Source organism: Streptomyces sp. NPDC059906, from assembly GCF_042730645.1.
In the GTDB taxonomy this organism is placed as follows: domain Bacteria; phylum Actinomycetota; class Actinomycetes; order Streptomycetales; family Streptomycetaceae; genus Streptomyces; species Streptomyces rubrogriseus.
The window spans coordinates 16,084-28,054 of the sequence record NZ_JBHWKU010000057.1 but is presented as its reverse complement, the minus strand read 5'-3'; the positions used below and the strand labels follow the sequence as shown (position 1 = coordinate 28,054).

The following is an 11,971-nucleotide window of genomic DNA, read 5'->3' as shown; positions in this document are numbered from 1 at the left end:
GCCCGGCACCAGCGCGTGGCCTCGGCGCGACGAACCCGGTGGGGTGTCACACGGGCCGCACCGTCCGGGGCCCCGCCACCTCCGCGCCCAGCCCGGTCACCCGGCGGCGCAGTTCGCGGTCGGCCGTGACGACCAGGACGGGGCGGTGCTGCGCCGCCCGCGCGACCAGGTCGACCATGTGGTCGTCGCCGCTGCCGGGCGCCGACTCCACCCGCACGCCGGGCACGGACTCCACCCCGCGGGCCGCGCCCTCGACGACGAGCACGATGTCCAGCGGCCCGGCCCGCCCCGGCACCCCGTCCGCCGCCAGCCGGTCCCGCAGCCGCTCGGCGGCCCCGTGCCGGTCCCGCCACCAGCCGTCGGGCACCGAGCCGACGACGTTCGCGGCGTCGACGACCACGAGCGGCGGCGCGTTGTCTTCCATGCCGCCAGGGTCGCACGCCCCTGCCCGCCCTTGCCCCGTCCCCCTCCCCGCCCTTGCCCCGCCCCCGTCCCCCTCCCTGTTCTCGCCTCGCGGTCGACGGCCGTACCCGCTCGCCACGGAACCGGCGCTCCCGCTTAGAGTGAACCGGTGAATGGCGACTGGCTTCTCCTCGGCCGCGACGGCCGCCTCAGTGTGTACTTCCAGGCGGACGACGCCGCCTTGTGGCGTGCCGAGACCACACCCGGCGGGCGCTGGGAGACCCCGCGCCGGGCCGGCGGCGACCAGGGACTGCGTCCGGGCGCCCTCGCGGTCGGGCAGGGCGCGGACGGTTACGCCCACCTGGTCGCCTGGCAGCCCACCGGTGCCGACCGCTCCGGCCTCGTGCACACCACGCACTACCGGCCGCTGCTCGCGCCCCTGGACTGGCAGCCGGCCGGCCACCCCAACAAGCAGGGCGAGCGCACCGGACCTCCCACCGTCGCGGTCGACGCGCAGGGACGCGCCCACGTCTTCGTCCGCAACGGGGGCGGCGGCATGAGCATGGTGGCCCAGCGCGAGAAGGGCGGCTGGGCGCCGTGGCGGGACCTGAGGGGCAGTCGCGTCCAGGAGTCGCCCGTGGCGGTGACGACCCGGACCGGCCTGGTCGAGCTGTACGCGCCCGTGGAGAGCGGGATCCTGCACTGGAGCCAGGAGGCGGCGGGCACCCGCATGGAGCTGGGGGAGCGCCTGCACGCCGCGGTCCGCCCGGGCACCCTGCGCGCCCTGGCGACCTCCGCCGAGCACACCACGGTCTTCTTCACCGACGACGACACCGGTGAGCTGTGCGCCTGGCGCCCCGGCGGGAAACCGGCCCCCCTGATGCCCGCCGCCGGCCCCGGCCCCGTGTCCGCCGTCGGCACCGTCATAGACGGCTACGACTGCACGCTGCTCGCCCAGCGTGCGGCGGGCAGCGGCCGCGTCGCCTTCGCCGCGTACCCCTCGGAGACGGAGGGGGCGGGCGCGGCCTGGACCGAGTCGGGCCCGGCGCTGCCGTCCGACGCGAGGGTGGCCCTGGCCCTGGACGCCGACGGCCGGCTGGTGGCGGCGACCCTGTCCCCGTCGACCGGACAGCTGCTGCTGACCCGGCGGAAGGACGAGGCGGGGCTGGCGCTGGGGGCGTGGGACGCGGTCTGAGACAGCGGCGTGGATGCGGACACGTGCGAGTGGGGCACCTCGCGTCCGGCCGGCCGCCGCACGCTCTCCGTGCTTCGTTCACTACATGGTCATCCTATGATGAGCCCGCTCGGTCTCCCGTACACAGGTTCGGGGGTGGCGGACCGGCCGCGCCGAGAGTACGGAAAGGGCAGGTCTCGTCATGCGTACCAGATCCGGGCGCGGCGCATCCCGGGGCAGAGAACTCTCCGGGACGGAACAGCCGTCGGCCGAACGGTACGGAACCCGGCGCACCGTGAACGGCCGTTGGCTCGTTCTGGGCAAGGACGGCCGGCTGACCGCGTACGCGCGTACCGACGAGGGGCTGCTGCGCTGGACGGAGGCGAGGCCGGGCGGGCCCGCGTGGGCGGGTCCGGACTTCTTCCCCGTACCGCACCTGACTCACCTTTCGGTGGTTCAGGGCGCCGACACCTATGTGCACTTCCTCGGCCGGCGAGCGGTCGGCGGCAAGGGCGTCCCGCCGGTCACCGACATCGTCCACGCCATCCAGTACCAGACCGGACGTCCGGTCACCGAGTGGCGATCGCTGGGCAATCCGCACGCGGACCCGGAGAAGGCGCCCCGTCTGGGGGTGCCCGCGGTCGCCGTCAGCGCCTCCGGCCGGGTGCACGTCTTCGTGCGCAACGCGGGCGGCGGGGTGATGCTGCGCCGCGAGGCGCCCGGTGGGAAGTGGGAGCGGTGGCACGACCTCAGGGGCAGCGGGGTGCACGACGGGCTCGCCGCCCTCGCCCACACGTCCGGACGCGTCGAGCTACTGGCCGGCGCTGAGCGCAACGCCATGTGGTGGCGTCAGCACGAACCCGACGGCGAGCTTCGGCGGGAGCCGAACATGCCTGTGCGGATGGCGCCCGGAACCGCTTCGGTGATCGAGACCGGGCCGGGACGGGCGACGTACTACTGGACCGATCCGGAAGCGGGAGGCATCGTCGCACACCGCCTCGGGGGCTGGCTGGTCCCACTCGGAGGCGCACCGGCCGCCGAGCCCGTCACGGTCCTACGTGCGGTGCTCGACGGGTACGACTGCACGGTGTTGGCGCACCGCGATGTCGCCGGACAGGTGATGCTGGCCGCTTGCGGTACGGAGAACGAGCAGTCGGGTGTGTGGTGGTCGCAGACCGGCGAGTACAGCGAGACCGCCCCGGCACTGGCTGTCGACGCTCTCGGTCGCGTCGTGCTCGCGGTGCTCGGCCGGGACGGCTCGCTGCGCGTCGCCCGGCAGAGCGGCGAGCCGGGCCTGTCGATGACGCCGTCCGTGCCCGTCTGACGCCGGGGCGGGCCACTGCCCGGATCAGTCCTTCGTGCCGCCCGTGGCAGGGGACTTCTTGGCCGACTCGGGGATCTCCGAGTCGCTGCGGATCGCCTTCCACAGGGCCGTCGCCTGCGGTTCGGCGGCCACCACCCGGTTCGGATCGGTCTTGTCGTACGCCACCGGGAGCATGATCGTTTCCATGGTGGCCGGGTCGACACCGTTGAGGCTGCGGCCGAAGTCCGCGAGTTTGGTGAGCGAGGCCAGTTCGGAGTCGGTGGTGAGGGCGGAGGTGAGCTCGTCGGCGATCCTGTAGGTCTTCGTGGGGCTGCCCAGCAGATCCTGCTTCTTGATCTCGGAGAGCAAATCGATCATGAACTGCTGCTGGAGGCCGATGCGCCCCAGGTCGCTGCCGTCACCGATACCGTGCCGGGTACGGACGAACTGCAGGGACTGGGTGCCGTCGAGCCGGTGGGTGCCGGCGGTCAGGTCGAGGCCGCTGGAGGGGTCCTTGATGTCCTGGTCCACGGTGACGGTCACGCCGCCGATCGCGTCCACCAGTCCCTTGAAGCCGGCGAAGTCGATCTCCATGTAGTGGTCCATGCGGACGCCGGACATCTGCTCCACGGTCTTGACCACGCAGGCCGGCCCGACCTGTGAGTAGATGGAGTTGAACATCACGCGGGTCGCCGAGGCCACCTCACTGCCGTCGGCCTTGCTGCAGGCGGGCCGGGTGACCAGGGTGTCGCGAGGGATGCTGATGGCGACGGCCCGGGTGCGGCCCTCGGGTATGTGCATCACCAGGGCGGTGTCGGAGCGGGCACCGGCGACGTTGCCGGTCCTCAGCTCGGCGTTGGCCCCGGCCCGTGAGTCCGAGCCGAGGATCAGTAGGTTCTGCCCGGACGTGGGGAGCTTCTGCGGCCGCTCGTCGCCGATCGCCTTGTCGAGGTCGACGCCCTCGATGTTTCCGTTCAGGCTGCTGTACAGCCAGTAGGCCGTGCCGCCCGCGGCGAGCAGCAGCACCACGAGGGTGCCGAGAACGATGCGGACGATCCGTGAACGACGTGTGTGCTGTCGGCGGCCGCCGCGGGGGGCTCTTCGACGGCCGGTGCGGGTGCTGGAGTCGGGAGTGGGATCACTCATGACGGAGCACTATATGCAGGTCGGCGAGGGATCGGGGCACCTTGCTCGGGCCATCGCGGTCAGCGCCCGAAGGCCGCAAAAGGTTGTACGGGGACGGCGTGGGATTCTTCACGTACACCAACACGTTGCCCGATATTTCACGCCTGGACTTTTAGAGGGTTTTTATGTGAAGGTTCTGTGACTCGCTCAACCCGTGCGTGTGTTCGATACTTGTGCGGATTGAGTCCTGAGTCGAACAGATCGGATAAATAGGCAGCGTACGGTCTGTCTTCGCTCGGCGATCGGGAGGCAGCGCGGCCTCTCCGTGACGTCGGCGCGGGACCGGTGGCGGCATGGATGGTGAGTGCCTCGTGGTCGGTTCCGGCAATCCGGAGTCCGGATCCCTCGTGTCCGCGTACCGGGCGATCGTGCCGACGAGCGCCCGGCGAGGCATCGCCCGTAAGGTCCCCGACCCGCTGCGCTCCGCCGTGAAGCAGTCGCTGTCCACGGTCGACGCCGTCCGCTCCGCCGCGGTCGTCTGGGCCATGGGCGGTCGCCGCAATCCGCCGCGCCACGGTGACGGCCACGGTGTCCGGGTCGTCAAGGTCGGCAACCGGCACATGCGGGCCCAACTCGTGGACGGTGCCACCGCCTGGGCGACTCGGGCCCGCAACCTCCACCTCCTTGTCGCCGCGTTGGAAGCCGGCGGCATCGACCACTTCAGCATCCGGAGCGCCGGAGGCGACCTGCCCGCCGTCGCCGTGCCGACCGCTCTGCGCCGTGAGGCGGAGTCGGTGCTGCGGGCCGTGTTCGAGGCGGCGCCCGGATACGCGGGACCCGTCGCGGGCGGCGACGGAGCCATGCAGGCGGGTGACGAGCAGCGCAGCTGGAACCGGCTGCGCCGGCATGACGTGCTCCGCGTCGCCTGGTATGTCACAGACGGCACCCAGAGGCTGGTCTTCGGGGCCGACTTCGGCTGTGACCTCGAGTTCTGGAAGGAAGTCGACGGGCGTCTCACCGCCCCTCGCCCCAACAGTGTCGTCTCGGACTTCGTCGACGGCGGAGAGCGGGTCGAGGCGCCGCAGGCCCTGTTCAGCCTCATACCCGGTGCCTATGCCACGGGACTGACCCGCACGTTGCCCGAGTTCACCAAGCCGCTGCCCGAGGACCACCTCTTTCCCATCGACGTGGTCTACACCTGGGTCGACGACTCCGACCCCGTCTGGGCCGCCGAACGGGACGCCGCCCGGTCGGGACGGCTGGGCGTCCCCGCGCCGCGGTTGCACTCGCAGGCCGCCAACGACGCCCGCTTCACCAGCCGTGACGAACTGCGCTACTCGCTGCGCTCCCTGCATCAGTACGCGCCCTGGGTGCGCACCATCCACCTGGTCACCGCCGGGCAGGTACCCGCCTGGCTCGACACCGAGGTCCCGGGCCTGAACGTGGTGGACCACCGGGAGATCTTCTCCGACCCCGCTGCCCTGCCGACCTTCAACTCGCACGCCATCGAGAGCCAGCTGCACCACATAGAAGGCCTGTCGGAGCATTTCCTCTACCTCAATGACGACGTGTTCTTCGGTCGTCCGCTCACTGCGGGCCGGTTCTTCCACGCCAACGGGCTGAGCAAGTTCTTCCAGTCCAAGGCGCTAGTTCCGGGTGGCCCGACGAGCCCCGACGACCTGCCGGTGGACGCCGCCGGCAAGAACAGCCGGGCACTGATCGAACGCTCGTTCGGTACTCGTATCGCGCAGAAGATGAAGCACACCCCGCACCCGCTGCGGCGCAGTGTCCTCGCGGACATCGAGCTGGTGTACGCGGCCGAGCACCGCCGCACCCAGCACTCCCGCTTCAGGTCGCCCGACGACACCCCCATCACCTCGTCCCTGCACCACTACTACGGCTTCCACACCGGTCGCGCGACCACCGGCAATCTGCGCTACGTCTACATCGACCTCGCCGCGGAGCTCGCCCAGCGACGCCTGGACACCCTGCTCGTGCGCCGGAACTTCGACACCTTCTGCCTGAACGACACGGTGGTGCACCCGGACCCCGAGGCGCAGGAGCGCATGGTCAGGACCTTCCTGGACGCCTACTTCCCCGTCCCCAGCCGCTTCGAGCGGGTGGGCCCGGACGCGGACCGCGGCGTGCACCGTCCGAGCCGGTCGCGGAAGGCCGAGATCAGACAGTGAGTGAAACGTTCCTCCTGCCGCAGCACTCCTCCGTAACGAAAGTGAACCGCGTGTTTGACACCTCCAGCCGAGAAAGGGGTGGCGAAGCCTTCATGGGCACCGGCTCCCGCCCGGAGCCCGCATCGGCGCAACCGCGCAGGAGCCGTACGGAGCGGCAGGTCGTCGTGGACATGCACAAGCGGATCGCGCTGGTGCACGACCGTCTCACGCCGCTTGCCGCGCGTGAGCTGAACAACCTGGAAGTCCGTCGCGCCCTGGAGGCCGGTCACATCGACTGGTTCGCCGTGCCGGGTCTCGACGACACCGCCTCCGCGGTCGGCGTCGACGCGCGCCAGCGCCCCCGGGTCCTGGCGGCGCTACGCGCGGGCCTGTCCGACTCCAGGGGCTACATCGCCCGCCCCAAGGCCGGGATGGCCCCCGGCGACGGAGCATGGGACGGCTCATCGGGCAAGACGTGGGAACGAGCGAACGGCCTGCCGGTCGTGCGCGCCTTCTGGTTCCGGACCACGCACGAAGGGCGCCTGACGTACGGTGCCGACGCGGGCTGTGACGTCGAGTTCTGGGAACCCGAGGAGGGCGTGCCCGGCCAGGGAGCCGACCGCCTCGCCGCGCCCCGCCGCAACCGCGCCAGCGAGCACGTCTCCCTGCGCCACCAGCAGCTTCTCGTCCCCGGGGAGCAGATGACCAGGCTCGTGGGCCGGTCCCACGGGGCCGGGGTTCCGCAACTGCGCCCGACACGCACCCGCCCCGAACTGGACATCCCGTTCCCCGACGAGCACCCCTTCCCCATCGACGTCGTGTACACCTGGGTGGACGGCGACGACCCCGCCTGGCAACGGCGCCGCGCCGAGAGCCGAGGTGAGGTCTTCCACGCGGAGGCGGCAAGCCTGGCCCGTTACGTCTCCCGCGACGAGCTGAAGTACAGCCTCCGCTCCGTGCGCATGTTCATGCCGTGGGTGCGGAACATCTACATCGTCACCGACCAGCAGACTCCGCACTGGTGGGCGGCCGGCGACGGCAGGGCCCGCGTGGTGGACCACCGGGAGATCTTCGACGATCCCTCCCACCTGCCGACCTTCAACAGCCATGCGATCGAGTCCAGGCTGCACCACATCCCCGGGCTGTCGCGCCACTTCGTCTACTTCAACGACGACATGTTCATCGGCCGGCCCCTCACGCCCTCCGCGTTCTTCCACCCGAACGGCATCGCCAAGTTCTTCCCGTCCCCGGCACAGGTCCCCTACGGCGAGCCGGAGCCGGACGAGGTGCCCACCTCGGTCGCCGCGAAGAACAACCGCCGGCTCATCCAGCAGCGGTTCGGCCGGACGCTGGTGCAGAAGATGAAGCATGTGCCGTACGCGCTCAACCGGGACATCCTCGCCGCCATCGAACGGGACTTCCCCGAAGAGCACCGGCGCACCTCGGCCAGCCCCGTGCGGAGCATCTCGGACCTGTCCATCGCGTCCTCGCTGCACCACTACTACAGCTACTACTCCGGGTGCAGCCTGCCCGGCGACCTGCGGTACGGCTACTTCGCGCTGGACGACCCCGAGCTGGAGCACAAGCTGGAACTGCTGCTGCTGCGCCGGGACCGGGACACCTTCTGCCTCAACGACTCCGCGAGCGACCCCGCCGAGATCGAGCACCAGAGCCAGGTGCTCCACCGGTTCCTGGAGGCCTTCTACCCGGTGCCGAGCCCGTACGAGAAGACGGCGGACTGAGCCATGAACATCGAAGTCCTGGTTCACACCCTGGCCACCGATTCCATCGGCGCGCGGGCGGCCGCCCGGCTCGCGCAGTCCCTCGTCGCCAGGCACCAGGTGACCGTCGTCACCGTGCGGGGCGCCGCGGCACCGCACCCGGCGCTGCGGCTCCCGGCGGAGGCCGACGTCCTGGCCCTGGCTCCCTCGGTCGCGGCGGGCGACCGGGACGACGACGAGACCTCCCGGCTCGTCATCGCCGGCGACCCCGAGTTCCGGCGGTACAACCGCGCCGACGACGGAAGGATCCGCACGCACCTGTCCGCGAGCGGCGCCGACGTGGTGGTCGCCCTGAGTTCCGCGCTCGGCGCGGCCCTGGCTCAGTGCCGCACCCCCCACGCGCGGCGTATCGCCCGCCAGCCGGCACCTGTCGAGCGGCTCCCGGAGTCGGTGCGCGCCCGCTGGGTGGAGCTGTACGGCGAACTGGACGCGGTCGTCCCGCTGACCCAGGGCGACGCCGCCGCCCCCGAGTACCAGGCGCTGCGTGCCGCCGGTGTCGAGGTGCGCCACATCGCCGAGCCGATGCTGCTCGCCGAGAGCCCGGACAAACCGACGACGGGTGTGGTGATCAGCGCCGGGCGGCTGGTCTCGCACCGGCGCGTCGAGGTGGCGCTGCACGCCTTCGCCCAGACCCGTGCGGCCCAACCGGGCTGGCAGCTGAGGGTGGTCGGCACCGGACCACTGCGCCGCGAGACCCGCGAACTGGTCACCGCGCTGGGGCTCCACGACCATGTGCTGCTGTTCGACCGGGAAGCCGGCGAAGAGGACTACTACGACGCCGATGTCGCCCTGGTGACCGCAGAGCGCCAGGACAGTGCCCGCCCGGTGTTGGAGGCGCTGGCCCAGGCCACGCCCGTGGTCGCCACGGAGGCGCCCTTCGGAGCCCCAGAAGTGCTGTCCGAGGGCCACGGTGGGCTGCTGGTGCCGGTCGGTGACGTCCATGCCACGGCCCACGCCCTTGAGCGCTACATGGCGGACGACGGACTGCGCTCCGCGCACCGGGCCCAGGCCCTGCGGATCGCACAGTCCGCAGGCACGGAGCAGGTGGGCGACGCGTACGAGGAACTGTTCAGGGCGGTCAAGGCCGGGGTACGCGGCCGCTGGGGCCGGGGGCGGCGGCGCACGGGCGGCGACGCGCCCGCCGAAGCCCGCCCCCTCCCCACCGCTGACTGCCGGGTGCTGCCGGACGGCGCATGGGAGATTGCCTTGCGCGGCGTGTCCGGTGCCCGGACCGTGCGCGTCAAGGAGGAGGGCAAAGGCCGCAAGGGCGCGGTCGACTTCGCCGTCGAGAGCGACGGGACCCGGGCCCGGATCGACGCCCGCGCGCTCGCCTCGCTGGGTGAGGGCCGCGCCGATGTCTACGTGGTCGACGGCAGGGACAAGGAGAGACGCCTGCGCTACGGGCGTTGCACGCTCGGCGGGGCACGCGACATCGGTCACCTGAGCGAGCTGAACCACTTCCACTGGGCGCTGCCGTACGCGACCGAGGGCGGCTATTTCCGCCTGCGTGTCTGGTCCCGTCCGAGCCACGCGGAGCTGGTGACCGTCGACTACAGCGACACGGGCCTGTGGCTGACGGGGTGGCTGCACGGGGAGTGGCAGCTTGGCGGTGAGCTGATGCTGCTGCTGCGCCGGCGCCAGGAGCCCGCTCGCACCCTGGCAGCCGGTCGGGTGCGCTTCGAAGGCGGCTGGTTCGGCGCGCAGCTGGACATGGACGAGGCCATGAGGGCCCGGCTGCTCTTGCGCGAGAACTGGGACGTGCTGCTCACCGACAGCGGCGGTGGCGAGCCGGTCAGGGTGGCGCGCATAGCCGACGACCAGGTGGTGAGGCGCGACGTGCAGCGCTTCCCGGAGCTGGTGCGGGAGGAGCCGACCGGCCTGTTCGGCCCTGACGTCGACCGCGCCGTCGTCGGACTGCGCCCCTACTTCACCGCGGACAACGAACTCTCGCTCGTGGTGACCGAGCATCACTGACAGCGGCTCCTCACGGACCCAGAGAATCCCAAAGGACACTCGTGCGGATCTCCTTCCTGCTTCATACCATCGACAACTTCGGCGGGGTGCCGCGGGCGACCAGCAGTCTGGCCTCCGCCCTGGCGGACCATCACGAGGTGGAGGTCGTATCGGTCTTCCGTACCGCGGACCGGCCGTCCTTCCCGCCGTCCAGCGGGGTGACCCTGCGCCACCTGGCCGACCGGCGGCAGGGAGTGGCGCAGGCCAAGGGAGGCAAACCGTCTCGGATCATGCCGCGCGAGGACAGCTGGGCCGACCAGTACACCCAGGAAATCGACGATCTGATCCTCGGTCACCTCGGCAGTTGCGGTGCCGATGTCGTGATCGCCGCCCGGCCGACGCTCGCCGCGTACTTCACAGCCCACGGACGGCAGGGCTACGGGCGCGTGGTCATCGACCACGAGGGCTCGATGGTGCCCTCTCAGGAGCTGCGCGAGCGCACCCTGGAGCTCTACCGCGAGATGGACGGCGTCGTCTGCCTCACTCAGGCCGACTCTGACAACTACCAGCGACAGCTGGGCAACCAGGCACCCCCACTCGCCGCCATCGGCAACATCGTGCCGCCGCCCGCCCGGCACGCCCCGGTGCGTGGCCTGCCGCTGATCGCCGCCGCGGGGCAGCTCGTGCCGCGCAAGGGCTTCGACACACTGATCAACGCGTTCGCCCAGGTCGTCCCCCACCACCCGCAGTGGCGCCTGCGCATTTTCGGCCGTGGACCCGAGCGCGCACGGCTGCAGGACCTCGTGCACGCGCACGGCCTCAGCGACGCCGTCCGCCTCATGGGCGCGCTGCCCGACCTGACGGCCGAGTGGGACAAGGCCGCGTTCGCGGTGAGCGCGGCCCGCCGCGAGTCCTTCGGCCTGACCCTGGTGGAGGCCATGCACCAGGGGCTCCCGGTGCTCGCGGCCGACGCGCCCTTCGGCCCCGGCGAGATCGTCGTCCCGGGCAGCAACGGCATTCTGGTGCCCACCGACGACGCGGACGCCATGGCCCAGGCGATGCGCTACCTGATCGAACAGCCGGCGGTGCGGGAGACCCTGTCCCAGGGGGCGTACGCCACGGCCCCGCTCTACAGTGCCGAGCGCATCGCCTCTCGCTACGACGCGTTCCTGCGCGACGTGGCGGCCTCGGTGCCGAAGGAGGGCACCGCCGCGGTCCCGTCCGTCGTCCCGGGAGGTGTCCCGGCGGAGGTACTGGTACGTGGCGACGGCGCCATCGAGGTTCGGGCCGTGCTGGGGTCCGGCACCGAGCCGCCCGTGCTGTGCGTCACCCCGCGCAGGGGCGAGACGCTGTTCAGACTGCCCGCTCTCGGGACGTCGGTGGATGAGGCGACGGGCACGTTGTGGTCGGTGTACGCGGTCCCCGCCGATCCACCGGCCCTCGCCGAGGGCCGCTACGACGTCGACTTGGAGCTGTCGGACGGCCGGCGCCTGCCGCTCGCGGTGGAGGGCGTCCACACCGGTGGTCTGCTGATCCGCCGGATAGCGGCGGAAGGCCCCGCCTACTGGCCCGTGCCCTACCGCACCGCGGACGGCCATCTGTCGGTCTTCGTGCGTCATCGCGAGGAGCACGCCGAGGTGCACACCGTGCTGGTGGCGCAAGACGGCTGGCTCGTGTGCGGCGGGCTGGTCGTCCCGGCGGGCACCGACCTCTCCGGGACCCGTCTGACGGCCGTGCCCCGCAAGGGGGGTGCGGCGTCCACCGTGTCGGGTTCGGTGTCCGTGGGACACGGCGGCACCTTCGAGGCGCACCTGCCGTTCGCCGGGGTGGTCGCCGCCTCGTCGGGCGGCCACGACGACTGGGACCTGTGGTTGGAGCGTGAACCCGGTCAACCCCGCATCCGGCTGGCGCGCTTCTTCGACGACATCCTGGAGCGCAAGCGGATCGACGTCTATCCCACACAGCGCTGGCACCACCCCACACAGGGCCCGGCGCGCGGAAGGGTCTTCTTCACACCCGGCAACGAGCTGTCCTTCACCGTCAGCCCGGACAAGGACTGACGGTG

General features: G+C 71.6%; 8 protein-coding genes. 6 read left to right on the top strand and 2 right to left on the bottom strand.

Annotation, left to right across the window (positions count from 1 at the left end; translation table 11 throughout):
* Window positions 1-46: 46 nt before the first annotated feature.
* Window positions 47-424: an NTP pyrophosphohydrolase gene (locus tag ACFV9J_RS39740; RefSeq protein ID WP_385362996.1), complete on the bottom strand. Its 378-nt coding sequence runs from the start codon at window positions 422-424 to the stop codon at window positions 47-49.
* Window positions 425-571: 147 nt separating this feature from the next.
* Here ACFV9J_RS39740 and ACFV9J_RS39735 point away from each other — a divergent pair, with 147 nt between their 5' ends.
* Window positions 572-1,597 (top strand): hypothetical protein, encoded by a 1,026-nt coding sequence (locus tag ACFV9J_RS39735; RefSeq protein WP_385362994.1) that lies wholly within the window; start codon window positions 572-574, stop codon window positions 1,595-1,597.
* Between the two features lie 181 nt (window positions 1,598-1,778).
* Entirely contained in the window at window positions 1,779-2,900 is a 1,122-nt protein-coding gene (locus ACFV9J_RS39730; RefSeq protein WP_385362992.1) for a hypothetical protein, read from the top strand.
* Between the two features lie 24 nt (window positions 2,901-2,924).
* Here ACFV9J_RS39730 and ACFV9J_RS39725 read toward each other — a convergent pair whose 3' ends face one another.
* Window positions 2,925-4,025 (bottom strand): LCP family protein, encoded by a 1,101-nt coding sequence (locus tag ACFV9J_RS39725; RefSeq protein ID WP_385362990.1) that lies wholly within the window; start codon window positions 4,023-4,025, stop codon window positions 2,925-2,927.
* Window positions 4,026-4,357: 332 nt separating this feature from the next.
* Between ACFV9J_RS39725 and ACFV9J_RS39720 the strand changes: the two genes are divergently transcribed.
* The 4 genes from ACFV9J_RS39720 to ACFV9J_RS39705 all read left to right on the top strand — a co-directional run bounded on the left by ACFV9J_RS39720 (window position 4,358) and on the right by ACFV9J_RS39705 (window position 11,966).
* Complete coding sequence (locus ACFV9J_RS39720) at window positions 4,358-6,193, top strand: stealth family protein (RefSeq protein ID WP_385362988.1); 1,836 nt, start codon at window positions 4,358-4,360, stop codon at window positions 6,191-6,193.
* A gap of 92 nt (window positions 6,194-6,285) precedes the next feature.
* Complete coding sequence (locus ACFV9J_RS39715) at window positions 6,286-7,914, top strand: stealth family protein (RefSeq protein WP_385362986.1); 1,629 nt, start codon at window positions 6,286-6,288, stop codon at window positions 7,912-7,914.
* 3 nt (window positions 7,915-7,917) lie between these two features.
* Window positions 7,918-9,927 carry a glycosyltransferase gene (locus ACFV9J_RS39710; RefSeq protein WP_385362984.1) on the top strand — a complete coding sequence of 670 codons (2,010 nt, stop codon included), beginning with the start codon at window positions 7,918-7,920 and terminating at the stop codon, window positions 9,925-9,927.
* A gap of 41 nt (window positions 9,928-9,968) precedes the next feature.
* Window positions 9,969-11,966, top strand: a complete 1,998-nt coding sequence (locus ACFV9J_RS39705) for a glycosyltransferase (RefSeq protein WP_385362982.1) — start codon at window positions 9,969-9,971, stop codon at window positions 11,964-11,966.
* The last annotated feature ends 5 nt before the right edge of the window (window positions 11,967-11,971 follow it).

Bases quoted from the DNA above. Each gene is read 5' to 3' on its own strand.
- ACFV9J_RS39740 (WP_385362996.1), bottom strand. From the start codon at position 424: ATGGAAGACAACGCGCCGCCGCTCGTGGTCGTCGACGCCGCGAACGTC.
- ACFV9J_RS39730 (WP_385362992.1), top strand. From the start codon at position 1,779: ATGCGTACCAGATCCGGGCGCGGCGCATCCCGGGGCAGAGAACTCTCC.
- ACFV9J_RS39725 (WP_385362990.1), bottom strand. From the start codon at position 4,025: ATGAGTGATCCCACTCCCGACTCCAGCACCCGCACCGGCCGTCGAAGA.
- ACFV9J_RS39720 (WP_385362988.1), top strand. From the start codon at position 4,358: ATGGATGGTGAGTGCCTCGTGGTCGGTTCCGGCAATCCGGAGTCCGGA.
- ACFV9J_RS39715 (WP_385362986.1), top strand. From the start codon at position 6,286: ATGGGCACCGGCTCCCGCCCGGAGCCCGCATCGGCGCAACCGCGCAGG.
- ACFV9J_RS39710 (WP_385362984.1), top strand. From the start codon at position 7,918: ATGAACATCGAAGTCCTGGTTCACACCCTGGCCACCGATTCCATCGGC.